The sequence below is a fragment of the Mesorhizobium sp. WSM3626 genome (genome assembly GCF_000513935.1).
Taxonomy (GTDB): Bacteria; Pseudomonadota; Alphaproteobacteria; order Rhizobiales; family Rhizobiaceae; genus Mesorhizobium; species Mesorhizobium salmacidum.
In genome coordinates this window covers 181,482-207,512 of the sequence record NZ_AZUY01000002.1, presented here as the reverse complement: position 1 = coordinate 207,512, position 26,031 = coordinate 181,482, and the positions used below count along the sequence as shown (strand labels likewise).

Sequence of the window (26,031 nt, the reverse complement as noted above, 5' to 3'; positions counted from 1 at the left end):
CCGTTGCCGGAGATGTTCGAGGGGGTGTCAAGAACCACGGCGACGGGGAGGATGTGGGAAGCATGTCGGTCGGAATCCGCCACGACGATCTGCGCCGGCGCAACCGCGCCATGGTGATTGCAGCCGTGCGTCAGGGTGGTCAGCCCTCGCGCACCGAGATCGCCGCCACCACCGGCCTCAGCCACTCGACCATATCGGCGATATCAGCCGACCTGATCGACGAGGGTATCCTGACCGAAGGCAAGCCGAACGAAGCCGGTTCACTGAAACGCGGCCGGCCGCAGGTTGGCCTTGGCCTCAACCCCGAGGCCGCGGCTATCATGACCGTGGTGCTGTCGCTGAATTTCCTGTCCGTCGCCGTCATCGATTATTCCGGCCAGGTGGTCGCCGAGGAACAGCGCCGGCTGGACACGCTGACCATGTCGCGCGAGGCGCTGATCGGCGAATGCACGGCAATAGTGCGGCGGCGCCTCGAGGACCCCGATCTCGACGTCCGCAGTATTGCCCGCATCGCGCTGGCGATCCAGGGCATCACCGACACCGAGGCGCGTGCGATGCTGTGGTCGCCGATCACGCCGCAGACGGACATTCCCTTCGCCGACATACTTGAAGCCGAGTTCGGCATCCCCGCCACCATGGAGAACGACTGCAACATGATGGCGGTGGCGCTGCGCTGGCGCGACCCNGAACGCTACCGCGATGACTTCATCGCCATCCTGCTCTCGCACGGCATCGGCATGGGCCTGGTGCTGAAGGGCGAGCTGTTCACCGGCACGCATTCATCGGGAGGCGAGTTCGGCCACATGATCCATCGCCCGGGAGGCGCGCTCTGCCGCTGCGGACGGCGCGGCTGCGTCGAGGCCTATGCCGGCAACTACGCCATCTGGCGCAACGCCAGGCAGCTTGGCGAGGACGCCGAACCGGTCGCAGATGTCAGCGATGCGCAGATGCGGACACTCGCCGCGACGGCAAGGGAGAAAGACGGACCGGAGCGCGAAGCCTATCGCAAGGCCGGCGAGGCGCTCGGCTATGGGCTGGGCAGCCTGTTCGCGCTGATCGATCCCGCACCCGTCGCCATGGTCGGCGTCAGCGCCGCCGCCTTCGACCTGATCGAGCCGGCCTTGCGCGAGGCCATCGCCCAGACCGCCGGCGGCCAGCATTCGGAATCGATTTCCTTCGACACCGAGCCGAACGAGCTGCCGCTCATCCGCGAAGGTTGCGCTATGCGCGCATTGACCTTCGTCGACCAGGAGATTTTCGCGCCGGGCGTGCTGGCGAGGCCCGGCGTTCCGGGCAAGAATGTAGCCTGATTTCAGTCTTCGCGGATCGCGTAGCCAGCGCCGCGAATGGTGCGGATCACGTCCGGCATACGGCCATTGTTGACCGCCTTGCGCAGCCGGCCGACATGCACGTCCACGGTGCGTTCATCGATATAGATCGTCTCGCCCCAGACATTGTCGAGCAACTGGCTGCGCGAGAACACGCGGCCGGGATGGCGCATCATGAATTCCAGCAGGCGAAACTCGGTCGGCCCGAGCCGGATCTCGCTCTTCTTGCGATAGACCCGGTGCGATTCCCGGTCGAGCACGATGTCGCCGACCTTGAGCACGCTGGACAGCACTTCCGGCTTGGCGCGGCGCAGCAGCGCCTTGACCCGGGCCATGAATTCCGGTGTCGAGAACGGCTTGACCAGATAGTCGTCGGCACCGGTCGAGAGGCCGCGCACGCGGTCGCTCTCCTCGCCGCGTGCCGTCAGCATGATGATCGGCAGCCTCTCGGTCTCGGGCCGCATTCGCAGGCGCCGGCAGAGTTCGATGCCGGAAACCGCCGGCACCATCCAGTCGAGCACCAGGAGGTCGGGCACGTTCTCCTGGAGGCGGATCTCGGCTTCGTCGCCGCGTGTCACCACCTCGACCTGGTAGCCTTCCGATTCCAGATTGTAGCGGAGAAGCACGCCGAGCGGCTCCTCGTCCTCCACCACCATGATGCGTGGCGCGATCATCGATTGATCATCCCTGCCGTCAAGCCGCCGGCACCGACATCGCCGTCTCGTCCTGCTTCGGGCGGTTGGCGGGCAGTTGCGTGCCGGTCAGCACATAATATGCATTCTCGGCAATGTTGGTCACGTGGTCGCCGATGCGTTCGAGATTCTTGGCGCAGAACAAAAGATGCGTGCAAGCCGTGATGTTGCGCGGGTCTTCCATCATGTAGGTCAGGAGTTCGCGGAACACCGATGTGTATTTGACATCGATGCGTTCGTCGTCATTCCTGAGCTTGGCGAGTGCGGCGGCATCGCCGGCCGCATATTCCTCGACCACGGCCTGCACCTGGATCAGCACCAGCTGCGCCATGGAGTCGATCGAATGCGACAGGTCGCGTGGCGTGGCGGAGAGGCCGACGGAGCCGACGCGCTTGGCAATGTTCTTGGCAAGGTCGCCGATGCGCTCGAGATCGCCCGCCATCCGGATCGAGCCGACGACATGACGCAGATCGTCGGCCATCGGCTGACGCTTGGCGATGAGGGTGATGGCTCGGTCATCGAGCTCGCGCTGGCGTGCGTCCATGATGGCGTCGTCGGAGACGACGCGCTGTGCCAGCGCGTTGTCGGAATTCAGCAGCGCCTTGGTGGCGCCGCCGACCATCGTGCCGGCGAGATCGCCCATGTCGCTAATCAGCCTGCTGATCTGTCCGAGATCCTCGTCGAAGGCTGCGACTGTGTGTTCGGCCATGATCCTGGTCCTCGTATGCGTGATATCAGCCGAAGCGGCCGGTGATGTAGTCCTGCGTGCGCTTCTCGCGAGGCGACGTGAAGATCTTCTCGGTCTTGTCGAATTCGACCAGTTCGCCCAGGTACATGAAAGCCGTCTGGCGTGACACGCGCGCCGCCTGCTGCATATTGTGGGTGACGATGACGATCGTGTAGTCGGCCTGCAACTCGTCGATCAGTTCCTCGATCTTGGCGGTCGACAGCGGATCGAGCGCCGAGGCCGGCTCGTCGAGCAGGATGACCTCCGGCTTCACCGCCACGGTGCGGGCGATGCAAAGACGCTGTTGCTGGCCGCCCGACAGGCTGAGGCCGCTGGCGTTCAGCTTGTCCTTGACCTCGGTCCACAATGCGGCGCGCTTCAGCGCCTGCTCGACACGGCCGTCCATCTCGGCCTTGCTGATCTTCTCATAGAGCCTGACGCCGAAAGCGATGTTCTCATAGATCGACATCGGGAACGGCGTCGGCTTCTGGAACACCATGCCGATCTTGGTCCGCAGCAGGTTGAGATCCTGCGAACGATCGAGAACGTTCTGGCCGTCGAGCAGCACCTGGCCCTCGGCGGTCTGCTTGGGGTAGAGTTCGTAGATGCGGTTGAAGACGCGCAGCAGCGTCGACTTTCCGCAACCCGACGGACCGATGAAGGCCGTCACGCTGCGCTCGGGCAGCGACAACGTGATGTCCTTCAGCGCCTTCGACTGGCCGTAGTAGAAATTGAGGTTCTTGACCTCGATCTTCGCCTTGGCGGCTGCCTCGGTGGCAATCGTCATGTCTGGAGACAACATCTGGCTCATTTGTCCTCTCTGCGTCCGGTCAGGCTGCGCGCAAAGATGCTGAGCGCGAGAACCGTCAATGTGATTATGAGTGCGCCGGTCCAGGCCAACTGCTGCCATTCCTCATAGGGGCTGAGAGCGAACTGGAAGATGGTGACCGGCAGGCTGGCCATCGGCGCGTTGAGATTGCTCGACCAGAACTGGTTGTTGAGCGCGGTGAAGAGCAGCGGCGCCGTCTCGCCGGAGATGCGGGCGATCGACAGCAATATGCCGGTGACGATGCCGGAAAGTGCTGCACGGTAAGCCACTGATTTGATGACCACCCAGCGCGGCGCGCCGATCGCGGTGCCAGCTTCGCGCAAGGCGTTCGGCACCAGGTTGAGCATGTCCTCGGTGGTGCGCACGACCACGGGGATGACCAGGATGGCCAGCGCGACGGCGCCGGCGATCGCCGAAAAATGCCCCATCGGCCGCACCATCAATTCGTAGACAAACAGGCCGATGATGATCGACGGCGCCGACAGCAGGATGTCGTTGATGAAGCGCACCACGGTGGTGAGTTTCGAGAAGCGGCCGTATTCAGCCATGTAGGTGCCGGCCAGAACACCGATTGGCGTGCCGACGATAACGGCGATGACCGTCATCACCACGCTGCCATAGATAGCGTTCAGCAGGCCGCCGGCATCGCCGGGGGGCGGCGTCATCTGCGTGAACTCATCAAGGGAGAGCCCGGCTGCGCCTTTGTAGACCAATGCGCCGAGGATCAGTGCCAGCCAGGCAAGCCCGATGCCCGCGGCGGCGACGCACAGCGTCATCATCACCGAGTTTCTGGTCTTGCGGCGGCTGTGAAGCGACGAGGCTGTCGACATCGGTCAGGCTCCGGTGCGGGCGTCGATGCGCATCAGCATATAGCGTGCGATGGCAAGGATGAGGAAGGTGATGACGAACAGGATCAAGCCGAGCGCCACCAGCGAGGACGTGTAGAGATCGCCGACGGCTTCGGTGAATTCATTGGCGATGGTCGCAGAGATTGTCGTTGCCGGCGCGAACAGCGAGGTCGAGATGCGGTGCGCATTACCGATCACGAAGGTCACCGCCATGGTTTCGCCGAGCGCGCGGCCAAGGCCAAGCATGACGCCGCCCATGATGCCGATGCGGGTGTAAGGGATGACGACGCGGCGTGTCACTTCCCAAGTCGTGCAGCCAATGCCGTAGGCGGACTCCTTCAGCACCGGCGGCACCGTGTCGAACACGTCCTTGGTGATCGAGGTGATGAAGGGCAGCACCATGATGGCGAGGATCAGCGACGAGGTCAGCAGGCCGATGCCGTAGGGCGGACCGGCAAACAGGCTGCCAAGGCCGGGAATGCCATGGAAAACGCTGATGATGAAGGGTTGCACAGTCGTCTGCAGGAACGGCGCCAGGACGAACAGGCCCCAGATGCCGTAGATGATCGAAGGAATGCCGGCCAGCAGTTCCACCGCCATGCCGATTGGGCGCCGAAGCGGGCGCGGGCAAAGCTCGGTGAGAAAAATGGCAATGCCGATGCCGAGCGGCACGGCGATCAGGATGGCGATGGCCGATGTGACAATGGTGCCATAGATAGGCGCCAGGGCGCCGAATTTCTCCGTCACCGGGTTCCAGCTCTCGCTGGTCAGAAACGAGAAGCCGAAGGTCGACAGTGCCTGCCAGGAACCGGCAAACAACGAGATGGCGACGCCGCCAAGCAGCACCAGCACGAGAATGGCGGCGGCGCGGGTCAGCCCATGGAAGATCGAATCTGTTAACGCGAAGCGTCTGACGATGGCGTCGCGCGAGCCCTTAGTGGCTGGCAAGGCTTCCTGGACAGCACTCATGTCAAGCTCGGCTCTTTGTGTTGAGAAAAAGGAGCGCCGCGTGAAGCGGCGCTCCGGGTGATGTTACTCGCCAACGTAGACCGGCTTGCCGCCGGCCTGGATGTCGGCCTTCCACGAAGCCTTGATCAGGTCGACGACGCTGTCGGGGATCGACACGTAGTCGAGCGCCTTGGCGGTTTCCTTGCCGTCCTTGTAGGCCCAGGCAAAGAATTTCAGCGCTTCGCCGGTGGCAGCGGCATCGTCCGGAGCCTTGTGGATCAGCACCCAGGTCGAGGCGGCGATCGGCCAGGTGGCGTCGCCGGGCTCGTTGGTGATGATGACGTTGAAGTTTTTCGCGCCCTTGAAGTCGGCATTCGAAGCAGCAGCGCCGAAGGATTCGAGCGACGGCTCGACGACCTTGCCGGCTGCATTCACCATCTTGGAGTAGGACAGCTTGTTCTGCTTGGCATAGGCATATTCGACGTAGCCGATGCCGCCGTCGGTCTGCTTGACGGTGTTGGCAACGCCTTCGCTGCCCTTGGCGCCGACGCCGGTCGGCCATTCGACGGCCGTGTCCGAACCAACCTTGTCCTTCCAGTCGGGCGACAGTTTCACCAGGTAGTCGGTGAAGTTGAAGGTCGTGCCCGAACCGTCCGAGCGATGCACGACCGCGATCGCGGTCGACGGCAGGGTGAGCGAGGGGTTCAGCGCCTTGATCGCGGCGTCGTCCCAGGTGGTGATGGCGCCGAGATAGATCTGGGCCAGCGTCTTGCCGTCGAGGACGAGTTCGCCCGGCTTGATGCCCGTGAGGTTGACGATCGGCACGATGCCGCCCATCACCATCGGGAACTGCACGAGGCCGTTCTTTTCGAGGTCTGCGTCGGACATCGGCTTGTCGGTGGCGCCGAAGGTCACGGTCTTGGCGATGACCTGCTTGATGCCGCCGCCGGAGCCGATCGACTGGTAGTTGAGGCCGATGCCGGTGTCCTTCTTGTAGGTGTCGGCCCATTTGGCGAACACCGGATAGATGAAGGTCGAGCCGGCGCCGGAAAGATCAGCTGCCATTGCTGCGGAAAGGGTGAGGGTGGACGCCGCAGCCATTGCAATCGCAACGGCCGCCGAGCGGATGAAATGTCTCATGTGGCCTGCTCCTGTTCGGAAGATGGTCTCTCGGCGCCACTTCTTTCCGGCGCCCGCTGAGGCCAATAGCCTTGGATTATAACAGTCGCATGACAGTTTCATGTCAGCCCGGTAACGCGTCGCCGGCACCGGGAAAAGCACCGGTGTCGGGCGCTTCGCGGCGCGGTCCGAGTTTACCGCCGGAATCAGGGGCTTGAGCCGTTCGACGGCTGGAAGCACCCGGAATTCGACGGGGCTTTCCCAAGTGAAGAAAATCCGGACGGGAGCGCGTTGCTCGCAGCCAGAGCGTGTCATGGCCGGGCCATCGCCAAAAACAGGTCCGTTGGGGTAGAGTGACACTGTTTCTTGCAGGCGGTCGCTGCTCCCGCCCGTAACTGAGAAGAGCGGAATTCGATTTTGCTATTGTTCCGGCTGGACACCGTCTTTGATATGGCGCGATCGCACCATAGTCACTGCACGCGGAAGTAGCGGCAAATCCCCTGCTGATTCCCTCGATTTGCCTCACCGGATCCTAAATCCAGGCGACGCGGGCGCTATCCCGCGTTGCGATGGACCTGACGGCCGGCGCCGACCCAACGCTCGACCTTCTCGAGCAGGGCCTTGGGGCTGATCGGCTTGGGCAGATAGTCGTCCATGCCCGCCTCCAGGCAGCGTTCGCGGTCACCCTTGAGCGCATGCGCGGTGACCCCGACGATCGGCACATGCCTACCGGTTTCCTGCTCCAGCAGGCGGATCGCGGCCGTCGCTTCGAGACCGCTCATTTCCGGCATCGAGACATCCATCAGGATCATGCACGGATTGAGCGTGCCGAAGGCGTCGAGTGCCTTGCGGCCATTGCCGACGATCTCGAAACCGTAGCCGGTCTCGCCGAGGATCTGGGTGAAGACCATCTGGTTCACCTCATTGTCCTCGGCCACCAGGATATCCAGCCTGTGCCCGCCCCCGGTGGCAGGCAGCCTGGGACGAACCGGCGGCGGCTGCAGCTGCGCGCGCTGCTCGGAAGGCGCCAAGGGCGACCGCGGGGTAATCTCGAGCGCCTCGCTCGCTGGCGGCTGAACGGCCTGGTCGTTGGTGGCGTGGCGATGGCGCTGGATGGTCGCGACCAGGGTCTCCAGGAGTACCGAGGAGCGTGCTGGCTTGATCAACTGCGCGTCGATGCCGAGATCGCGGTAGCTGGTGTTGGCAAGCGACTGGTCGACCGAAGTCAGCATGATGATCGGCGTGTCCGCGAGGCCCTCGGTGTTGCGCACGATGCGCGCCATTTCGGCGCCGCTCATCTCAGGCATCTGATAGTCGAGCACGACACAATCCACCGCCACGCCATAGGCTGCCGCGGCGATCAGCACCTTGAGACCTTCGGCGCCGCTTTCGGCCGCGCAGGAATCGAACGTCCACGAGGTCATCTGCTCGGTCAGGATGGCGCGGTTGACGGCATTGTCGTCGACGATCAGCACGCGTGCGCCCGTCACGTCCACCGGCGTGATGCGCTGCCCGTTCTGCTGCCCGGCCCCCGGCAGCGTCACCGTGAACCAGAAGGTCGACCCCTTGCCTTCGGCGCTCTCGACGCCGATGTCGCCACCCATCAGGTCGACCAGCCGCGAGGTGATGGCAAGGCCAAGCCCGGTGCCCTCGTGGCGCCTTGTCGACGACGTGTCGACCTGGCTGAATTTCTCGAACACCAGTTTCTGTTTTTCCTCGGGGATGCCGATGCCGGTGTCGGTGACCGAGATCGTCAGCCTGGTTCCCGTCGGAACTCGTTCGCCGCTCACATCGACCAGCACGTGGCCTTCTTCGGTGAACTTCACCGCATTGCCGAGCAGGTTGGTGACGATTTGCCGGATGCGGCCGACATCGCCGATGAACAGGCTTTCGAGCCGCGGCTCGATGCGCACGATGAGCTCGAGGTCCTTTTCCTTGGCCCGCGTAGAGACCAGCGTCGCCACGTCTTCGATCGCCTCGGCGAGATTGAAGGGCGCCGGGTCGAGCACCAGCTGGCCGGCATCGATCTTGGAGAAATCCAGGATGTCGTTGATGATGGTCAACAGCGCATTGCCCGATTTGACGATGATGTCGGTGAATGTCTTCTGCTTCGGGTCGAGATTGGATTTGGCCAGCAGTTCAGCCATGCCTAGCACGCCATTCATCGGCGTGCGGATCTCGTGGCTCATATTGGCGAGGAATTCCGACTTGGCGCGGTCGGCGAGCACGGCGCGCTGACGCGCTTCGCTGAGCTCCGCCTCACGCTGCTTCAATTCCGTGATGTCGGTCGTCGAACCGATCAAATAGAGCGAACCGTCGGAGGCGATCATTGCGCCCTTGCGGGCGAACTGATGCCTGACGCTGCCGTCGGGAAGGCGCACCGTCTCCTCGATCTCCTGGGTCTCGCCGGTACGCAGCACGGCGAGATCGCTGGCCACGAAGGCCTCGCCATCCGGCCCGAAGATCTCGACGTCGGTGTTGCCGATCGCCTCCTGCTTGCTGAAGCCGGTGAGGTCGCACCAGCCCTTGTTGACATAGAACTGCCTGAGATCGGAGCGCTTGGCGTAGATCGACACCGGTACATTGTCGATCAGGCTGCGGAACACCTCGTTCTCGCGCATGCTCTCTTGCAGAGCTTGCTCGCGTGCCTTGACGTCGGTGATGTCGGTGCTGGAGCCGACCAGATGCACCGATCCGTCCGTGGCCACCAGGCGGCTCTTGCGCGTCACCAACTGCCGCACCGTTCCGTCACGATGGGTGACGGGCTCCTCGACCTCACGCACATTGCCGTTCGTCACGACATCGGTGTCGTCCTGGCTGAAGCCCTCTGCTTCCTCGCCGCTGAATAGCTGGCGGTCGGTCCGGCCGATGACATCGTCCTTGGCGAGACCGGTCAGCGCGCACCAGGCCTTGTTGACGAATTCGATGCTCAGGTCCTGCGCCTTGATGAAGGCGGCTACCGGCAACTCGTCCATGACATGCCGGAAGAGATCGAGCTGGCGCATCGAGTGATGAAGCGCAGCCTCGCGGCTCTTCAGGTCGGTGATGTCGACGCGCACGCCGATGAAGGTGCCGTCTCCGGTGCGCATGTCGTAGACCTGATACCAGCGTCCATCCCCATTGAGGCGCTCATAGGAGGAATTCGGCAGGCGGTAACGCGCCAGGATGCCATCAAGCCAGCGTTCGGAATCGACTTCGTAAAGGCTGTCGATTCCAGGATCGCCGCTCGATCGGAAATAGCCGACCGAATGGCCGAACTCCAGCGCTTCGCGGAAAGTGCGGCCGGGCTGCCAGAAGGGCTTCAGCGCCGGCAGCGAATCCTGCAGCCTGTGGTTGGCGAAGACGAACTTGTCGTCCCGGTCGTAGATGATAACGCCTGCCGGCAGCGATTCCAGCACGCTGGCGAGATGCTTGCGCGCATCTTCGGCTTCGGTCTCGCGCCGCTTCATGTCGGAGATATCGAAGAGAAAGCCGGCGACATAGTCGCGGCCGCTTGCCATGCGGACGCGGTTCTTCCTGACAATGCGCGAACGGCTGGCGCCGTCGGCCTCGAAGCTTTCTTCCACTTCATATTGCAGCCCGCCGGCCAGCACCTCACGTTCGCTGCTTTCGAACAGCGCGACGTCGGCCGGCCCGAGGAAATCGCCCCCCGGCCTGCCAAGCATGGCTTGCGGCGCCTGCTTGAACAGCGCCGCGAAGGCCTCGTTGACGAAGACGAATCGCAGATTGTCGTCCTTGACGAAGATCGGATCCTTGACGCCGTTGATCACGGCCTCCGCCAGCCGCGCCTTCTCCAGTGCTTCGGCAAGTTCAGCCTCTCGGTCCTTCATGTCGGTGATATCGACGTAGGAAATGAACCGCTTGCCGCCGGCCAGCGCCGCCATCGACGAGATCAGCGTCTGGCCGTCATTGCGCGGGAACTGCCGCGATCCGGCCGTGCCGGCTCTGATTTCAGCCTCGCGTTCGGCGACATGTCGCTGCCATGTCGCGTCGTCCGAACCATAGGGGTCTATGTCGCGGCTCGCGTCCATCAGATCGCGGAAGCTGCAGCCGATCTTGGCGCGCCGGGCGTCGATCTGCCAGAAATCGTAAAAGGCGCGGTTGATGACCTCGGCACGCATGTCGGCATCGAGGACGAGGACACCGATCGGCATCTGATCGACCATGGTGCGGAGATTGGCGAATGTCTCGGCGATCTTGGCGTTGGCATTCTCGATCTCCGCGTCACGACGCTTGACCTCGGTGACCTCATAGTAGGTCAGCAGCCGCTTGCCTCCCGACAGAGCCGTGACCGAGAACATCATGGTCCGCCCGTCGGTGTGGACAAACTCCCGAGGTGCGACGGTACCGCCCCTGATCTCCTCGATGCGAGTGGCGAGGTAGCGCTGCCATTGCTCTTCGTCGATGTCGCCATAGATGCCGTTGCGGCGGTTGAGTTCCATCAAAAGGCTGAACGGCGCTCCAACCGTCACGGCCCCATCCGGAATCCTGGAGAGGTCGCGATAGGCCTTGTTGACGATCAGCGTGTCGAGCCCGGCATCCAGAAGCACGACGCCCATATGCATGGCATCCATCGTCCGCTCGAGGTCGGCAAGATGCTGGACGGGCTCGTCGCCAGCCGGCGGCTCGATGTCCTCGAAGGCGCTGGCCAGCCCGGTGACATTGCGGCCTATGCCGCGATAGCCGGCAAATTTTCCGTCACTGTCGAAACGCGGGAAACCTGACGTCAGCACCCAGCGGCAGTCGGGACGGCCACCCTTCAGTTCGTAGACGAAGTCGCGGAACGGCCGGTGCGCCTGCAAGTCCTCCAGATGGGCTGCCGCGCTGCGGTTGCCCTTCCTGACCTGATTGAGAAAATCGAACCGGAACCGGCCAAGCACATCAGCCGGATCGATGCCCGTCGCAGCCTGGTAGTCTTGAGAAAGCCAGGAAAAGCGAAGTTCCGCGTCGGTTTCCCAGGTCCAGTCCGAAGCCGCTTCGACGAGCTGGCGAAGCGCGCCGGCGCGATCCATGTCTACGCCGGACGATCCATCGCCGCCATGCGCGGCTGCCTTGCCGGGCTCACGCTTGCCGCGCGCGCCGATTGCTTCGTTCGATTCCGCCATGCTGTCCCCACCCCGAAAATCAAGGCCGAACCCTCCCTCCGCGGTTCGTCGGCGGAATGTGCCGCAGAAGCATTAACGATCCGCTAACCTTAACGGCGCAACCGGCCTGTTCCTGCTGCGTTATTCCGTCCGGTTGTGGCGCGCGGCAAGGCCGCGCTATAAGCATGCGCAGGGGTGTTGCTAATGTATGGACGAATAGGGCCTTTCTTGCTGGGCGTGGCGCTGCTTTTCGGCGGCGGCTGCTCGCGCAGCTATGACGGCACGGTCATCATCCCGCGGCCGCTCGACGCCAGGCGGATCTGGGACCGGCCACCGCCCAATGTCGATTACCAGCCGCAGGTCGACAACGGCGCCTTTCCGGGGCCGCCACCACCCCCCGGACGGGTTTCCGAGCGCAAGGCCCTGAAACCTGCGCCGCGCAGACGGCATCAGGCCAGGGCGTCACCGCCGCCTTCCCCGTCATCCGACTCCGAAAAGCAATTGGCATGCAGGAACGTGAGCGCGCCCGGCCAAAGGGTTCGCATGGTCTGCGAATAGGTCGGTTCGGCGTTTGACAGTGTCGCCAGACCGCCCNGCGAACAATGTCCTATAGCGACGCCGCGCCCTTCCTCGGTTGCTTGGCTCCAGCCTGTCATTCAGCCGGGAAGAAGGCGGGACCGACCACACGCACGGTGCGCTTGCCGGGCTCGATCGACTGGAGTTGAGCGGCACTCGGAGCCTTGATGTCGGTTTCCGGAATTGCCGCGACGCTGCCGAGGTCCGGCTTTGCCTGAGGCAAAGGGATGATTGCATTGGTCATGTTCGTGGGCGTCACCGTCCTAGCCCTCAGTTCGGCAACCCGCTGATAATAACGCTTGACGTCGCAGGCCTTGAAATTGGCATCGTCACGATACCGGAAAGCGGCCGGCAACTCGGTGTATGGTTTGCGCGTGTCGAGCGCCACCATGCTGTCGGTTTCCTGGCTGATATCGCTCAGCGTGTAGAGATCGACCGCCGGATCATCGCAGATGTAACGGCATTGATCGGCCATTTCCTTGAGATCGCGGTTGCCGGCGAATTGCGACTTTGGCGCGGGGAAGAAATACCCATCCGAAAGGCGGACGCAAAACAGCATCGCATTGCCGCCGGTCGTGGCCCCGGCCGCTGCCGTCGCGGATTTCGCCTTCGGCGCCGGGCGCTCCTGCTTTACCCCCGATGAACAGCCGAGCGCCGCGAACCGCGCCTGCAGGCCCGAATTGTCACGGTCGGAATTGGACGCAGCCGCGATCTGGCGCTGCACCTCCGTCCGGTTTCGAGCGAGGTCGGCACAAGCGTTGAAGAAGCCGCCCGCGGCACTTTGCGCGGTGCACTTGCGCTGCCTCTCCAGGCCCTGGATTGCCGCGAGCTGGCGACAAAGCTGAGCCAGCGCCGGGCTCACGCCTCCGCCGCGGCCAGTGGACAGCAATTGACTTTTGATCGCACCACAGCTGTCCGCGTAGGAAGGTGTCGTGCCGGACGCAAACGCAGCGACCGTTGCCAGCGCGATCATCATGGAAAGACAGAAACGGGTCATCTGAACGCCATGATGCTTGTTGCCGAATAGTCCCGAACTAGGCTCTTTCGACTTGGGCAAACTTCCACTAAATGAGCTATACCTAATATTTTAAGACTTCTGACCTGAACAGACCTTCATCTAGTGTAATATAATCCTGCATGTAAATTCCATATTACACTTTTATTTCAAGATTGAGACGAACAGGGAAGCAACGGAGACAGCCGCGCGGCCGTCGGCAGGCCGATGCATCGAGCCTTGCGATCAATCGGGCGTTACCGGTCTCTGGCCTTGAAACCTTTGCTCGTGCTGTTGCGTTGAGGGGCGAAGGAGAACGCAGATGTCGATCCACTTCACGGTGTCGGAACTGACAAGAAATCTTTTTCACTCTCTCGGGCGGGATCACGAGCGTGGCCCACGGCCGCTCAACCCCGAGCAAAACCTGTTGCTCGAGTGCTATTTGGCCGGGCAGATTCCTGAATCGGCCTGGAGCGACTATGTCTTTGAGACACCGGATCTGGCACGGCATGCCGAAGTACGGCGCCTGAGCCGTTGATTTGCGCCAACCAAGGAAAGACGCCCGACGCTTTCCGATTCAGACGAACCAGCCACCTTGATGCCCGTTCATGGCAGATTTTTTTGGGCGTGCCGCTACTGCTTGGGCGAAACGAATTGCTGTGTGAACACGTTGCCGGCAATTCCTTGCGACAGCTCCGGCGATAAACTCAGCGGCGTACAATTCTTCACCGCCGCTATTGCCGCCTCGATGAACGACTGACGCGCCTTGTCGTCGCCGGCCACCTTGACGGCGGTTGGTCGCGGCGCGCCGATCAGAGTACCGTCGCGCTTGAAACTGAAGCTCAGGGTTACAGTCGAATTCCCGGCGTCGGCGGGCGGCGTCCAGCACGACTGGATCGCGGCCCCGACAGCGTCCATGGTGTTGAGCGTTGCGGCAACCGATGTGCATACGACACCCGTCGACATCACGCCCGCAATCACCAGCTTTGCAACGCCTTTCATCGCACGCCTCATCGTCACGACCAGCCGGCAATCCGCGCGGACTGCCGGAATCGATGGTAGGGCCGATACAGGCAATGGCAATATCCCTCGCCGAAAAGTTGTTCGGAGAGAGCCGACTGCGAAGCCGCCCGGGCGACTGACCGAGACCGATGCGAGCCAATGCCGAAAAACAAAAAGGCCGGCACTGAGCCGACCTTTCCTTTCCGCCTCGGCAGTTGCGCCAGTACATCCGTGGTCGCGGGCCGAAAGCGAATTGTCTCCAGTAGACAGGCTATTGGTAAACCAAACCTTAACGTGCCTGCCGTCCCACGCACCAAGTCAGGATTCGATAGCCCTGAAGGCCATCATCTTGCGGTAGGATGGTCCAGGCGCCCGCCCTGAACTCGGCTTCCGGCAGGTGGATTCGGGCCTACGGACGTGCCGGTTTTTCACGGGGCATCGCGCGCTCTTTTCGAGGCATGCCGAGCCCATGCAGGTACTGGTCCGAACTTGTAGCTTGTCAGGAGGGCAACGACCGGGCCGTTGCTTGGTACGCCCAAGGGGAATCGAACCCCTGTTCCCGCCGTGAGAGGGCGGTGTCCTGACCGCTAGACGATGGGCGCGTTCAAGAAGGGGCGATATAGGCTGGCGGCTGGGAAAAAGCAACTGGGGTTTGGCGGCTTTGCAGCATCGAACGAAAAACAGCCGGCAAGCTAGCGTTTCGGCTCGATCAGGTCCCAGAGATTGCCGTGGAGATCGGCGAAAACGGCCACGGTGCCGTAGGGCTCGAAGCGCGGCGCCTCGCGGAATTCGACGCCTTTGTCCAGCATAGCGGCGTGATCGCGGGCAAAATCGTCGGTTTCGAGGAACAGGAAGACCCGGCCGCCGGTCTGGTTGCCGATGCTTTTCCTCTGCGCCTCGTCGGACGCCTCGGCAAGCAGCAGCCTGGCACCCTGTCCGTTGGCCGGCGCGACGGTCACCCAGCGCTTGCCGCCGCCGAGACCCACATCCTCGGTCAGGGTAAAACCCAGCCGCTCGACATACCAGGCGATCGCCTCGTCATAATCGGCGACGACCAGCGTCACGGTCGCGACACGGCGATGTTCGGCAAACCCGGTCATGTCCGGCGCAAACTTGTTTGCTGCATTGCCGCCTGCCTATTTGTTGCGGATTGCAAAACGGCCGATCAGGCGGCGCTCGGCGATATCATAGACGAAGATCGCACGGCTGCCGTCGGCAAGCTCGGCGTCGATAGAAAGGCGGCTGCCCGACAGTGACTGACCGACCACCCGGGAGCCTACCGGCAGCACGATGTCCCCGCTGAGCGGTTCGTCGGCGGGCACCTGGATGTCGCCGGCCAGCGGCGGGTTCACCGGCGTTGCCTTGCGTGATTTGTAGACAATCGCCGCGATCACCACCATAAGAGCCAGAAGGAGCAGGCCGAGATTGATGGCCATGAAGCGGATGAGCCTGCCGCGCAGCTTGTCGACCGCGGGGTCAAGCGGCTTTTCCTGCTCTTCATCGGCATCGGGCCGGGCCATGGCAAATATTCCGGAATGGTTTTTCGATGAGCGCTCATAGCGAAGAGGCCCCTGAATTGATAGAGGCCGCGCCCACCTTGCTGGTCGCCGGCGCGGATGCGGCCGGCCAACGCCTCGACCAGTGGCTGGCGGCAGCGCTTGGCCCGGACATGTCACGCAGTCGCGTGCAGATGCTGATCAGGCAAGGCGGCGTCGTCATCGACGGCAAGCCGGTCGACGAAACCAAGCGCAAGATGAGCGCTGGCGAAAATGTGTCGGTCGCCATGCCGGAACCGGAACCGGCGCTGCCGCAGGGCGAGAACATCGCGCTCGACGTGCTCTACGAAGACAACGAGTTGATCGTCATCAACAAGCCGGCGGGGCTTGTCGTGCACCCCGGCGCCGGCAACTGGACCGGCACGCTGGTCAATGCGCTCATCCACCATTGCGGCGACAGCCTGTCGGGCATTGGCGGGGTACGCCGCCCGGGCATCGTCCACCGCCTCGACAAGGAGACCAGCGGCGTCATGGTGGTCGCCAAGACCGACCGCGCCCACAAGTCGCTGTCGGAAGCCTTCGCCGACCACGGCCTGACCGGCGACCTCGAACGCGCCTACCTGGCTTTGGTCTGGGGCACACCGCAAAGGCCGACCGGCACGATCGATGCGCCGCTTGGCCGCGCCGCCGACCGGGTGCGCCGCGCCGTCGTTCCGGAAGGGCGCGACGACGCGCGCCACGCCGTCACCCGCTTTGCCGTGCAAGAGCGCTTCGGCGAAGGCCAGCGGGAATTCGCCACCGCGAGCCTCGTGGAATGCCGGCTGGAAACCGGCCGCACCCACCAGATCCGCGTCCACATGGCCCATATCGGCCATCCCGTTATCGGCGATCCCGATTACGGCTTGGCATTCCGCACCAAGGCCAATCGGCTGCCGGAGCCCCTGAAAACTCAGGTCAAGGCATTTTCCCGGCAAGCTTTGCATGCCTGGCTCCTTGCATTTCGGCACCCCACTACCCATCTAACGATGAGGTTCGAGGCGCCGATACCGGAGGATATGGAGGAACTTCTCGACGGCTTTCGCAAACTCTGAACCAACCATCAAAAAACCTGACTGTCATTGTTCACTTCAGCGTGACACACTGTTTCGTGTTGAACAAATGCCTGTCTTTTCTGGTTTTGTTCCTGTATAAGATCTGATGTCGCGGGCGAGCCTTTTGGTGCTCGCGTCACATGCCCGCCGCGTTTCGGGGGCATTACTCCAATAGAGAGGGGGCGCTATCATGGCCCAGTCATTACCCAGTATCGTTTCCGGCGAAGGCGGCCTCAGCCGCTATCTGGAAGAAATCCGCCGCTTTCCCATGCTTCAGCCGCAGGAAGAGTACATGCTCGCCAAGCGTTATGCCGAGCATGAAGACACCACGGCCGCGCATAAGCTCGTCACCAGCCATTTGAGGCTCGTCGCCAAGATCGCCATGGGCTATCGCGGCTACGGCTTGCCGATCGGCGAGGTGATCTCGGAAGGCAATGTCGGCCTGATGCAGGCCGTCAAGAAATTCGAACCCGAGCGCGGTTTCCGCCTCGCGACCTACGCCATGTGGTGGATCAAGGCCTCGATCCAGGAATACATCCTGCGCTCGTGGAGCCTCGTCAAGATGGGCACGACCGCCAACCAGAAGCGCCTGTTCTTCAATCTCCGCAAGGTGAAGGGCAAGATTCAGGCGCTGGACGACGGCGATCTCAAGCCCGACCAGATCGCCGAAATCGCCACGCGGTTGAACGTTTCCGAGGCCGAAGTGGTGTCGATGAACCGCCGCCTGTCCGGCGACGCGTCACTCAACGCGCCGATCCGGGCGACGGAAGGCGAGTCCGGCGAATGGCAGGACTGGCTGGTCGACGACCACGAAAGCCAGGAAGAGATGCTGATCGAGCAGGATGAGCTGGAAAACCGGCGCGGCATGCTGTCGGGCGCTCTGGCCGTGCTCAACGATCGCGAGCGGCGCATCTTCGAGGCGCGTCGCCTCGCCGAGGAGCCGCTCACCCTGGAAGAGCTTTCGGCCGAGTTCGACATCAGCCGCGAGCGCGTGCGCCAGATCGAGGTGCGCGCTTTCGAGAAGGTGCAGGATGCCGTCAAGGCCGCCGCCAAGCGCCAGATGCAGGCGCTGCGCACCATCGAGGCACAGCCGGCGGCTTAAAGCCGGGACCGATTACAAAATGGAGGGCGGCCTCAGGAAACTGGCGCCGCCCTTTTTGTATACAAGAAGCCGGAGCGTACCCTCAAAGCCCATCAAGCGGAAACTTGAGGTACCGCCGGCCATTGGCTTCCGGCTCCGGCAGCCGTCCGCCATTCATGTTGACCTGCAGCGCATGCAGGATCAGCCGCGGCATCGGCAATGTCCGGTCACGCGCCTCGCGCAGGGCGACGAACTCGGCCTCGCTGCGGGCAGCGACAAGATGGATGTTGGTCGCCTTTTGCGCCCCGACCGTGCTTTCCCACATCGGCTCGCGCCCGCCGGCCTGGTAATCATGGCCGACGAACAGCCGGGTTTCCTCCGGCAAGGCGAGGATGCCCCGGATCGAACGCCAGAGCCGCGCGGCGCTGCCGCCGGGAAAATCCGTCCTTGCCGTGCCGCTGTCGGGCATGAACAGCGTGTCATGCACGAAGGCGGCGTCACCGAGCACATAGGTGATCGAGGCCAGCGTATGTCCGGGTGAGAACAGCACCTTGACTGGAAGGGTTCCGATCCGAAACGTCTCGCCTTCGGCAAACAGCCTGTCCCACTGCGAACCGTCGGCGGGAAAATCGGGCCAGTTGTAGATGACCTTCCATAGTGCCTGGACGTCGACGATCCTGTCGCCGATCGCCATCGGCGCTCCGGTCTTCTGTTTCAGATAATGCGCCGCCGAGAAATGGTCGGCGTGGGGATGGGTGTCGAGGATCCACTCGAGCTCCAGCCCATTTTCTCCGATGAAAGCGAGCAGCGCATCCGCGCTCCTCGTACCCGTTGCGCCGGATTTCTCGTCGAAATCCAGGATCGGATCGATGATGGCGCAGCACTTCGTCGTCGGGTCCGCGACGACATACTGGATGGCTCCGGTCGGCTTGTCATAGAAGCCGCTGACCAAAGGCCTGGCCAAAGCTACATCCACTCCCGGCTCCATCGCTCACAGCCGGCAGGAACGATTTTCTCCGCCGGAACCCGCCGCGAGCATGGTTGTCCGCCCCGTCGAGCCAGTCAAGCATGACTTGGCTCGCAGGAGCGGAAAACCAAAACTGTTCCGACGAGCCGGCTCAGGCGGAAGGTTGTTTGGTCTTCCTGAGATAGGGCAGGATGGTCTCGTAGGCGCCGAAGCGCTTGATCGCATCCTCGTTGGAAACGGCGGCCGTGATGATGACGTCCTCGCCCTGCTTCCAGTTCGCCGGCGTCGCCACCTGGTGCTTGGCGGTGAGCTGCATGGAATCGACCGCGCGCAGGATCTCGTCGAAGTTGCGCCCCGTCGTCATCGGATAGGTCAGCACCAGCTTGATCTTCTTGTCCGGTCCGATGACGTAGACCGAGCGCACGGTGGCGTTGTCGGCGGGCGTGCGGCCTTCCGAGGTTTCGCCGGCGCCGCCTGGCAGCATGTCGTAGAGCTTGGCGACCTTGAGGTCCTTGTCGCCGATCAGCGGATAATGCACCGAATGGCCCGTCGCCGTCTTGATGTCGTCCTGCCATTTGCCGTGGCTTTCGACCGGGTCGACCGAAATGCCGATGATCTTGACGTTGCGCTTCTTGAACTCGCCCTCGAGCCCCGCCATCGTGCCAAGCTCGGTCGTGCAGACCGGCGTGAAATTCTTCGGATGGCTGAACAGGATCGCCCAACCCTCGCCGATCCAGTCATGGAACTTGATGGTCCCTTGCGTGGTCTCGGCGGTGAAGTCCGGCGCGATGTCGTTGATACGAAGACTCATGACCTATCCCTACCCCTGGTGAAATCTAGCCTGCATTCTATCGCCGGCCGGCGCCGGCACCTATTCCTAGCACCGCTACGTGACTGATTAAACGGTGGAGATGACGGCTATTCACCCGACGGGCAAAAATTTTTCCGCGCCTTCGGATCGGGGCGAAAATAAAGCGTGACATTGGGCATGAGACAAACGCCAGGGATCGGCGAGGCGCCTCAGGCTTTGGTGATCGCCAGCGACGTCGCCAGGTCTTCCATACGCTGCGCCAGGGCGCCGAGCGCGTTGGTCAGCACGCTGTCGCTCTTGTCGGCCTTGGTCAGCGCCTCGTCACGCGTCTTGCGCAAGGTCAGTACTTCGCTCTCCATGCCCTTGACCCGCTTCTGCAGTTCGGAAAGCTCGTCCATCACCATGATGCCGGCCATGACGGTCAGCCGCTGGTCGCCGATCTCGCCAAAAGAATCCTTCAGATGCGAGACATAACGATCGAAGCGTTCGGCGAGATCGATCAGATGCTCTTCCTGGCCCTCGTCGCAGGCCATGCGGTACTGCTTGCCGTCGATTGAAACCGTGACCTGTGCCATCGGGCCAGCTCCTATCTGTCCAACACGGCGCGGATGGTTTCCATCGCGGTCACCAGCCGTCGCGAGACTTCCTTGTTGGCGTCTTCCAGCCGTTCGGCGCGAGCTTCGGAATTGTCGAGCTCCTGCGCCAGCCGCGAGCGATCGGCATTCATCCGCTGCACTTCTGCCTCGGCTTCCGAATAGTCGCGTTCGTGCTCGAGCTTGGCCGCGACGGCGTTTTCCAGCCCCTCGATGGCCTTGCTCAGCCTGGCGATTACTTCCTTGAGCGTGGTTTCCCCGGTCATGGCCTTCGTCCTGTGCCCTGCCCATCACCGAATCGTTCGCGTTCAGAACGCGTTATGTCTGAAACATTAGGCACCGGGTGAAGGCCACGTCAACAAAGCTCTCGCGACTGTCCCCCGCTAACGCTAAAGTAGTCCCGCCTGCGGCATCACAAGACCGGCAAATGTGCACCCGATTTGTTGACTAAAAGCCCGCGCCTGCTATGTGTCGCGCACCCTTTTCAAGGGCTCTCCCAAGCCCCCAAACCCCCACCCTGGAGGTACCATGACGTCGCGTGAACAACATGACCGGATGGCCAATGCGATCCGTTTTCTCTCCATGGACGCCGTCGAGAAGGCGAATTCCGGCCATCCTGGCCTGCCCATGGGCTGCGCCGACATCGCCACGGTGCTGTTCACCCGCTTCCTGAAATACGATCCCAAGGCCCCGCACTGGGCCGACCGCGACCGCTTCATCCTGTCGGCGGGCCATGGCTCGATGCTGCTCTACTCGTTGCTGCATCTGACCGGTTACGAAGACATGACCATCGACCAGATCAAGCACTTCCGCCAACTGGGCTCGAAGACAGCGGGCCATCCCGAATACGGCCATGCCACCGGCATCGAGACCACGACCGGTCCGCTCGGCCAGGGCCTCGCCAATTCGGTCGGCTTCGCGCTTGGTGAGCGCATCATGAACGCCGCCTTCGGCAACGACCTCGTCAACCACTACACCTATGTGCTGGCCGGCGACGGCTGCCTGATGGAAGGTGTTTCCCAGGAAGCCATCGCGCTTGCTGGCCACCTCAAGCTCAACAAGCTGATCGTCTTCTGGGACAACAACAACATCTCGATCGACGGCCCGGTCTCGCTCGCCGACAACACCGACCAGGTTGCCCGCTTCCAGGCATCCGGCTGGAATGCCAGCCATATCGACGGCACCGATCCGGAAGCGATCGCCTACGCCATCGAGGCCGCACGCCACTCGGACAAGCCGACGATGATCGCCTGCAAGACGACGATCGGTTTCGGCGCCCCGACCAAGGCCGGCACCAACAAGGCGCATGGCTCGCCGCTGGGCGCCGACGAGATCGCCGGCGCGCGCAAGTTCTTCAGCTGGGACTCGCCGCCCTTCGAGATTCCAGCCGACATCCTCGACGCCTGGCGCACCGCCGGTAAGGCTGGAGTCAAGGCGCGCACCGACTGGGAAGGCCGCCTCGCCAAGGCCGATCCGAAGCTGAAGGCCGAGTTCGAGCGCCGCACCGCGGGCAAGCTGCCGGCGAATTTCGACGCCGTCATCGCCGACTACAAGAAGAAGCTTACGGCCGACAAGCCGAAGGTCGCCACCCGCAAATCGTCCGAGATGGCGCTGGAAGTCATCAACGGCGCGGTGCCCGAGACCATCGGCGGCTCGGCCGATCTGACTGGCTCCAACAACACCAAGACCAGCCAGACCAAGAACATCACGCCGGACGATTACGGCCAGCGCTACGTTCACTACGGCGTTCGCGAGCATGGCATGGCCGCTGCCATCAATGGGTTGACGCTGCATGGCGGCCTCATCGCCTATGGCGGCACCTTTCTGTGTTTCTCCGACTATGCCCGTCCGTCGATGCGGCTTGCCTCGCTGATGGGCATCCGCTCGATCTTCGTCATGACCCATGATTCCATTGGTCTGGGCGAAGACGGCCCGACCCACCAGCCGGTCGAGCACATGGCGGCCCTGCGCGCCATTCCCAATCACAATGTGTTCCGTCCGGCCGACGCCGTGGAGACCGCCGAATGCTGGCAGATCGCGCTCGAATCCGAAAAGACGCCGTCGACGCTGGCGCTGACCCGTCAGAACCTGCCGACAGTGCGCACCGAGTTCACCGAAAACAACCTGAGCAGCCTGGGCGCCTATGAACTCGCCGCCGCCAGCGGTGAAGCCGCGGTGACGATCTTCGCCACCGGTTCCGAGGTCGAGATCGCGCTCGGCGCCCGCGAACTTCTGGAAAAGCATGGCCACCCGACCCGTGTCGTCTCGGTGCCTTGCTTCGAACTATTCGATAAGCAGAGCGACGCCTACCGCAAGAAGACGATCGGCGACGCGCCGATCAAGATGGCGATCGAGGCCGGCATCCGCCAGGGCTGGGATCATCTTATCGGCTCCGATGGCATCTTCATCGGCATGACCGGCTTTGGCGCCTCGGGCACCATCGAGCAGCTCTATCCGCATTTCGGTATCACCGCCGAGGCGGCCGCCAAGGCAGCGGAAGCTCGCTTGCACGGTAAATGACTTTGGGGGTCCGGCGAGATCGCGTGAAAAGCGGTTTTGCCGAACTGGCCTAACCTAATCGATTTAAATTCGGCCCGCTGCGGCTGGATTCTTCGCCCGTCCGCCGCTATGAAGCTGCGGACCAATCGTCTGCCTTCCAGCTCCCAGGGAGAGAACAATGACCGTCAGAGTTGCCATCAACGGGTTTGGCCGCATCGGCCGCAACATCCTGCGCGCCATCCATGAGTCCGGCCGCAGGGACATCGATGTCGTCGCCGTCAACGATCTCGGCCCGGTCGAGACCAACGCCCACCTGCTGCGCTTTGACAGCGTGCACGGCCGTTTCCCGCATGAAGTGTCGGTCGACGGCGACCAGATCACCGTCGGCAAGGAGAAGTTCAAGGTCACGGCGATCAAGGACCCGACGCAATTGCCATGGAAGGAACTGGGCGTCGACATCGCGCTCGAATGCACCGGCATCTTCACCGCCCGCGACAAGGCCGCCGCGCACCTGACCGCCGGCGCCAAGCGCGTGCTGGTCTCTGCACCTGCCGACGGCGCTGACTTGACCGTCGTCTACGGCATCAACCACGACAAGCTGACCAAGGACCACATCGTCATCTCGAATGCGTCCTGCACCACCAACTGCCTGGCGCCGCTCGCGGCCGTCCTGCACGAGACGGTCGGCATCGAAAAGGGCATGATGACGACGATCCATTCCTACACTGGCGACCAGCCGACGCTGGACACCATGCACAAGGATCTCTACCGCGCCCGCGCCGCCGCCCTGTCGCAGATCCCGACCTCGACCGGTGCCGCCAAGGCCATCGGCCTCGTCCTGCCCGACCTCAAGGGCAAGCTCGACGGCATCTCGATCCGCGTGCCGACGCCGAATGTGTCGGTCGTCGACTTCAAGTTCATCGCCAAGCGGTCGACTACGGTGCAGGAAATCAACGAGGCGGTGATCGCCGCCTCCAACGGCAAGCTGAAGGGCATCCTCGGCGTCACCCATCACCCGAACGTGTCGATCGATTTCAACCACGATCCGCGCTCCTCGATCATGGCGCTCGACCAGACCAAGGTGATGGACGGCAACTTCGTTTCGGTGCTGTCGTGGTACGACAATGAATGGGGCTTTTCCAACCGCATGGGCGATACCGCCGTCGCTTTCGGCAAGACCATCGCCTGATCGAAGATCCGTCTTCTCGACACTCGAAACGCCCGGCTTCGTCCGGGCGTTTTCGTTTGCCGGAGCAGCAACGCGAAAATCAGCGGCGCGGGGCAAAAAACCACCCTCCCGCCTTGCACTGGTCACGCCTTCGCCCCACTCTGCCGTAAAGCCAGCAAGCAGAGGAATTCGAGGGGCAAATCACGGATGGAGCATGCGATCTATCTCGTCACGCTGGTCGGCACGGCGCTTGTTGTCGCCGCCGCGTTTTCGAGCCTGATCGCCTTCCGCTTCGGCGCCCCGCTCCTGCTTCTGTTTCTGTGCATCGGGCTCGCCACCGGAACCGACGGCCTCGGCATCCAGTTCGACAACGCCCGCGTCGCCTATTTTGCCGGCTCACTGGCGCTCGCCGTCATCCTGTTCGATTCCGGTTTCGGCACGCCGCTCAACGCTTTGCGGCAGGCGGCGGGACCGGCCTTGTCGCTGGCGACCTTCGGCGTGCTTCTCACCACCGGCCTGTTCGGCGCCGCCGCCTATTACCTGCTCGACCTCAGCTGGCTGGAATCCTTCCTGCTCGGCGCCGCCGTCGCCTCGACCGATGCGGCGGCGGTGTTCTTCCTGCTGCGCGCCGGCGAGATCAACCTGCGCGAGCGCGTGCGCTCCACGCTCGAGGTGGAATCCGGCACCAATGATCCGATCGCCATCTTCCTGACCATCACACTGGTCGAGATCATAGCCGCCCACGCCAATCCCGAAGCCAATGTCCTGGTCACCAATCTGATGCTCGGCTTCCTCGTCAACATGGGCCTCGGCGCCATCGTCGGCGTGCTTGGCGGCCTCGCCATCGTACGCCTGGTCGACCGGCTCAACCTCGACCATGGCCTGTTGCCGATCTTCGTGCTGACCCTGTCGCTGATGGTCTTCGCAGCCGCCGGCGCGATCGGCGGATCGGGCTTCCTGGCGGTGTATATCGCAGGCCTGATTGCCGGCAACTCCGACATCCGCGCCGTCACCATCCTGAAGCGCTTCCAGGACGGCATGTCGTGGCTGGCGCAGATCATCATGTTCCTGATCCTCGGCCTGTTCGCCACGCCCTCGCAATTTCCGGCCATCATGGTGCCTGCGGTGCTGCTTGGCCTGTTCCTGATGTTCGTCGCCCGCCCTGTCGCGGTCTGGCTCTGCCTGATCCCGTTCCGCCTGCCGCGTCCCGAAGTCGCCTTCGTCTCCTGGGTCGGCCTGCGCGGCGCCGTATCCATCCTGCTCGCCATTACACCGCTGCTCGGTGGGCTGGAGAACGGCCGCACCATCTTCAACGCCGCCTTCATCATCGTTCTGGTGTCGCTGGTCATCCAGGGCTGGACCGTCGGCCCACTGGCGCGTCGCCTGGGCCTGATCGTGCCGGCGCGGCTCGGACCGCTGGACAAGGTCGAGCTGGAACTGCCCGGCTCCGCGCATCACGAGCTCCTTGCCTATCGTGTGGCGCCGGGCAGTCCGGTGGCGCGCGGCGAGCGCATCCCGCGCTGGGCGCGGCCCTCGCTGGTGCTGCGTGACGGTCGCTCGATGCGTTTCCAGGACATGGGCCGGCTCGCCGCCGGCGACCAGGTCTACATCTTCGTGCCCGACCGTTATCCGCGCCTGCTCGACAAGCTGTTCGCCAGCCGCGCCGTGGTCGATCCGGAGGATGCCGATTTCTTCGGTGCCTTCGCCGTCGATCCGGCGCGTTCCGCGGCCGAACTGGAAGCCGCCTATGCGCCCGGTCTCACCGAGGCGGAGCAGAAACAGACCGTCGGCGCATTGGTCACGGCGCGGCTCGGCGGCCATGCCGAATATGCCGACCGCGTGCTGCTCGGCCCGATCGAACTGATCGTGCGCGACGTCGACGACAAGGGCAAAATCACCGGTCTCGGCCTGTCTTTCGAGCCGACCGCGCCGGTGGCGCGCGTGCCTGTCTTCCTCAGCGCCGGTGAGATCGGCGACCGTCTCATCGCCTTTATCCGCGACTGGCGCAAGCCGGCTGAGGCGCAGGTGGCGGCGCGGGCGGATGACGCCCCCGAGCCGCCGGTCGAGAAGGCATCGGCCGAAAGCTGATACGGCAGACCGTTCGCACCGCCCCGACATACGGCGGGCGGTCTTCACCGACTGTGTCCCCGCCCGTCTCAAAAATTTCGCATCCGACCC

The 26,031-nt window shown here is 63.1% G+C and carries 23 protein-coding genes and 1 tRNA gene; 8 read left to right on the top strand and 16 right to left on the bottom strand.

Annotated elements, in window-relative coordinates; all coding sequences use genetic code 11:
* The first annotated feature begins 62 nt into the window (after positions 1–62).
* Positions 63–1,310, top strand: coding sequence for an ROK family protein (locus M653_RS0102725; RefSeq protein ID WP_027141904.1), 1,248 nt, complete (start codon positions 63–65; stop codon positions 1,308–1,310).
* A 2-nt stretch (positions 1,311–1,312) separates the two neighbouring features.
* Here the strand turns inward: M653_RS0102725 and phoB are convergent, their stop codons facing one another.
* From phoB to M653_RS0102690, 7 genes are all read right to left on the bottom strand, one after another.
* Positions 1,313–2,002 (bottom strand): phosphate regulon transcriptional regulator PhoB, encoded by a 690-nt coding sequence (phoB, locus tag M653_RS0102720; RefSeq protein WP_010911896.1) that lies wholly within the window; start codon positions 2,000–2,002, stop codon positions 1,313–1,315.
* Positions 2,003–2,021: 19 nt separating this feature from the next.
* Complete coding sequence (gene phoU / locus M653_RS0102715) at positions 2,022–2,729, bottom strand: phosphate signaling complex protein PhoU (protein ID WP_027141903.1); 708 nt, start codon at positions 2,727–2,729, stop codon at positions 2,022–2,024.
* A gap of 25 nt (positions 2,730–2,754) precedes the next feature.
* On the bottom strand, positions 2,755–3,558 hold the full coding sequence (gene pstB / locus M653_RS0102710) for a phosphate ABC transporter ATP-binding protein PstB (protein ID WP_027141902.1): 804 nt from the start codon (positions 3,556–3,558) through the stop codon (positions 2,755–2,757).
* Positions 3,555–4,406, bottom strand: a complete 852-nt coding sequence (pstA, locus tag M653_RS0102705) for a phosphate ABC transporter permease PstA (RefSeq protein ID WP_027141901.1) — start codon at positions 4,404–4,406, stop codon at positions 3,555–3,557. Before pstA ends, pstB begins: the two co-directional genes overlap by 4 nt.
* Before the next feature lie 3 nt (positions 4,407–4,409).
* Positions 4,410–5,393: a phosphate ABC transporter permease subunit PstC gene (pstC, locus tag M653_RS0102700; protein WP_027141900.1), complete on the bottom strand. Its 984-nt coding sequence runs from the start codon at positions 5,391–5,393 to the stop codon at positions 4,410–4,412.
* A gap of 63 nt (positions 5,394–5,456) precedes the next feature.
* Positions 5,457–6,512, bottom strand: a complete 1,056-nt coding sequence (gene pstS / locus M653_RS0102695) for a phosphate ABC transporter substrate-binding protein PstS (RefSeq protein ID WP_027141899.1) — start codon at positions 6,510–6,512, stop codon at positions 5,457–5,459.
* A 533-nt stretch (positions 6,513–7,045) separates the two neighbouring features.
* Entirely contained in the window at positions 7,046–11,596 is a 4,551-nt protein-coding gene (locus M653_RS0102690; RefSeq protein WP_027141898.1) for a PAS domain-containing protein, read from the bottom strand.
* A gap of 216 nt (positions 11,597–11,812) precedes the next feature.
* Here M653_RS0102690 and M653_RS0102685 point away from each other — a divergent pair, with 216 nt between their 5' ends.
* Positions 11,813–12,133 carry a hypothetical protein gene (locus M653_RS0102685; protein WP_245262045.1) on the top strand — a complete coding sequence of 107 codons (321 nt, stop codon included), beginning with the start codon at positions 11,813–11,815 and terminating at the stop codon, positions 12,131–12,133.
* A gap of 94 nt (positions 12,134–12,227) precedes the next feature.
* Here M653_RS0102685 and M653_RS0102680 read toward each other — a convergent pair whose 3' ends face one another.
* Positions 12,228–13,148 carry a DUF2865 domain-containing protein gene (locus M653_RS0102680; RefSeq protein WP_027141896.1) on the bottom strand — a complete coding sequence of 307 codons (921 nt, stop codon included), beginning with the start codon at positions 13,146–13,148 and terminating at the stop codon, positions 12,228–12,230.
* A 319-nt stretch (positions 13,149–13,467) separates the two neighbouring features.
* On the opposite strand from M653_RS0102680, the gene M653_RS1000000135245 reads away from it, so the two are divergent.
* Positions 13,468–13,683 carry a hypothetical protein gene (locus M653_RS1000000135245; protein ID WP_084636366.1) on the top strand — a complete coding sequence of 72 codons (216 nt, stop codon included), beginning with the start codon at positions 13,468–13,470 and terminating at the stop codon, positions 13,681–13,683.
* Positions 13,684–13,778: 95 nt separating this feature from the next.
* Here the strand turns inward: M653_RS1000000135245 and M653_RS0102675 are convergent, their stop codons facing one another.
* The 4 genes from M653_RS0102675 to M653_RS0102660 form a co-directional block, all read right to left on the bottom strand.
* Positions 13,779–14,147, bottom strand: coding sequence for a cell envelope integrity protein TolA (locus M653_RS0102675; RefSeq protein ID WP_027141895.1), 369 nt, complete (start codon positions 14,145–14,147; stop codon positions 13,779–13,781).
* Positions 14,148–14,674: 527 nt separating this feature from the next.
* Positions 14,675–14,749: transfer RNA gene (locus M653_RS0102670), tRNA-Glu, on the bottom strand.
* 90 nt (positions 14,750–14,839) lie between these two features.
* On the bottom strand, positions 14,840–15,247 hold the full coding sequence (locus M653_RS0102665) for a VOC family protein (RefSeq protein ID WP_027141894.1): 408 nt from the start codon (positions 15,245–15,247) through the stop codon (positions 14,840–14,842).
* A 36-nt stretch (positions 15,248–15,283) separates the two neighbouring features.
* Positions 15,284–15,667, bottom strand: a complete 384-nt coding sequence (locus M653_RS0102660) for a hypothetical protein (RefSeq protein WP_027141893.1) — start codon at positions 15,665–15,667, stop codon at positions 15,284–15,286.
* Positions 15,668–15,693: 26 nt separating this feature from the next.
* Here M653_RS0102660 and M653_RS0102655 point away from each other — a divergent pair, with 26 nt between their 5' ends.
* Entirely contained in the window at positions 15,694–16,734 is a 1,041-nt protein-coding gene (locus M653_RS0102655; RefSeq protein WP_027141892.1) for an RluA family pseudouridine synthase, read from the top strand.
* Between the two features lie 190 nt (positions 16,735–16,924).
* A complete protein-coding gene (rpoH, locus tag M653_RS0102650; RefSeq protein WP_015315375.1) occupies positions 16,925–17,836 on the top strand; it encodes an RNA polymerase sigma factor RpoH in 912 nt (303 codons plus the stop codon).
* Between the two features lie 82 nt (positions 17,837–17,918).
* On the opposite strand, the gene M653_RS0102645 is transcribed toward rpoH, so the two are convergent.
* The 4 genes from M653_RS0102645 to M653_RS0102630 all read right to left on the bottom strand — a co-directional run bounded on the left by M653_RS0102645 (position 17,919) and on the right by M653_RS0102630 (position 20,452).
* Complete coding sequence (locus M653_RS0102645; protein WP_027141891.1) at positions 17,919–18,791, bottom strand: MBL fold metallo-hydrolase; 873 nt, start codon at positions 18,789–18,791, stop codon at positions 17,919–17,921.
* 142 nt (positions 18,792–18,933) lie between these two features.
* Entirely contained in the window at positions 18,934–19,593 is a 660-nt protein-coding gene (locus tag M653_RS0102640; RefSeq protein WP_027141890.1) for a peroxiredoxin, read from the bottom strand.
* Between the two features lie 209 nt (positions 19,594–19,802).
* On the bottom strand, positions 19,803–20,168 hold the full coding sequence (locus M653_RS0102635) for a cell division protein ZapA (protein WP_027141889.1): 366 nt from the start codon (positions 20,166–20,168) through the stop codon (positions 19,803–19,805).
* Between the two features lie 11 nt (positions 20,169–20,179).
* Entirely contained in the window at positions 20,180–20,452 is a 273-nt protein-coding gene (locus tag M653_RS0102630; protein ID WP_015315371.1) for a DUF4164 domain-containing protein, read from the bottom strand.
* Between the two features lie 262 nt (positions 20,453–20,714).
* On the opposite strand from M653_RS0102630, the gene tkt reads away from it, so the two are divergent.
* The 3 genes from tkt (at position 20,715) to M653_RS0102615 (ending at position 25,941) form a co-directional block, all read left to right on the top strand.
* Positions 20,715–22,706 (top strand): transketolase, encoded by a 1,992-nt coding sequence (gene tkt, locus M653_RS0102625; RefSeq protein ID WP_027141888.1) that lies wholly within the window; start codon positions 20,715–20,717, stop codon positions 22,704–22,706.
* A gap of 157 nt (positions 22,707–22,863) precedes the next feature.
* Positions 22,864–23,874 carry a type I glyceraldehyde-3-phosphate dehydrogenase gene (gap, locus tag M653_RS0102620; protein ID WP_027141887.1) on the top strand — a complete coding sequence of 337 codons (1,011 nt, stop codon included), beginning with the start codon at positions 22,864–22,866 and terminating at the stop codon, positions 23,872–23,874.
* Positions 23,875–24,060: 186 nt separating this feature from the next.
* Entirely contained in the window at positions 24,061–25,941 is a 1,881-nt protein-coding gene (locus M653_RS0102615; RefSeq protein ID WP_027141886.1) for a potassium/proton antiporter, read from the top strand.
* Positions 25,942–26,031: the final 90 nt, after the last annotated feature.

Excerpts from the sequence above, each read along its gene's own strand:
- phoB (WP_010911896.1), bottom strand. The coding sequence starts at position 2,002 with ATGATCGCGCCACGCATCATGGTGGTGGAGGACGAGGAGCCGCTCGGC.
- phoU (WP_027141903.1), bottom strand. The coding sequence starts at position 2,729 with ATGGCCGAACACACAGTCGCAGCCTTCGACGAGGATCTCGGACAGATC.
- pstB (WP_027141902.1), bottom strand. The coding sequence starts at position 3,558 with ATGAGCCAGATGTTGTCTCCAGACATGACGATTGCCACCGAGGCAGCC.
- pstA (WP_027141901.1), bottom strand. The coding sequence starts at position 4,406 with ATGTCGACAGCCTCGTCGCTTCACAGCCGCCGCAAGACCAGAAACTCG.
- pstC (WP_027141900.1), bottom strand. The coding sequence starts at position 5,393 with ATGAGTGCTGTCCAGGAAGCCTTGCCAGCCACTAAGGGCTCGCGCGAC.
- pstS (WP_027141899.1), bottom strand. The coding sequence starts at position 6,512 with ATGAGACATTTCATCCGCTCGGCGGCCGTTGCGATTGCAATGGCTGCG.
- M653_RS0102690 (WP_027141898.1), bottom strand. The coding sequence starts at position 11,596 with ATGGCGGAATCGAACGAAGCAATCGGCGCGCGCGGCAAGCGTGAGCCC.
- M653_RS0102680 (WP_027141896.1), bottom strand. The coding sequence starts at position 13,148 with ATGACCCGTTTCTGTCTTTCCATGATGATCGCGCTGGCAACGGTCGCT.
- M653_RS1000000135245 (WP_084636366.1), top strand. The coding sequence starts at position 13,468 with ATGTCGATCCACTTCACGGTGTCGGAACTGACAAGAAATCTTTTTCAC.
- M653_RS0102675 (WP_027141895.1), bottom strand. The coding sequence starts at position 14,147 with ATGAAAGGCGTTGCAAAGCTGGTGATTGCGGGCGTGATGTCGACGGGT.
- M653_RS0102665 (WP_027141894.1), bottom strand. The coding sequence starts at position 15,247 with ATGACCGGGTTTGCCGAACATCGCCGTGTCGCGACCGTGACGCTGGTC.
- M653_RS0102660 (WP_027141893.1), bottom strand. The coding sequence starts at position 15,667 with ATGGCCCGGCCCGATGCCGATGAAGAGCAGGAAAAGCCGCTTGACCCC.
- M653_RS0102655 (WP_027141892.1), top strand. The coding sequence starts at position 15,694 with ATGAGCGCTCATAGCGAAGAGGCCCCTGAATTGATAGAGGCCGCGCCC.
- rpoH (WP_015315375.1), top strand. The coding sequence starts at position 16,925 with ATGGCCCAGTCATTACCCAGTATCGTTTCCGGCGAAGGCGGCCTCAGC.
- M653_RS0102640 (WP_027141890.1), bottom strand. The coding sequence starts at position 19,593 with ATGAGTCTTCGTATCAACGACATCGCGCCGGACTTCACCGCCGAGACC.
- M653_RS0102635 (WP_027141889.1), bottom strand. The coding sequence starts at position 20,168 with ATGGCACAGGTCACGGTTTCAATCGACGGCAAGCAGTACCGCATGGCC.
- M653_RS0102630 (WP_015315371.1), bottom strand. The coding sequence starts at position 20,452 with ATGACCGGGGAAACCACGCTCAAGGAAGTAATCGCCAGGCTGAGCAAG.
- tkt (WP_027141888.1), top strand. The coding sequence starts at position 20,715 with ATGACGTCGCGTGAACAACATGACCGGATGGCCAATGCGATCCGTTTT.
- gap (WP_027141887.1), top strand. The coding sequence starts at position 22,864 with ATGACCGTCAGAGTTGCCATCAACGGGTTTGGCCGCATCGGCCGCAAC.
- M653_RS0102615 (WP_027141886.1), top strand. The coding sequence starts at position 24,061 with ATGGAGCATGCGATCTATCTCGTCACGCTGGTCGGCACGGCGCTTGTT.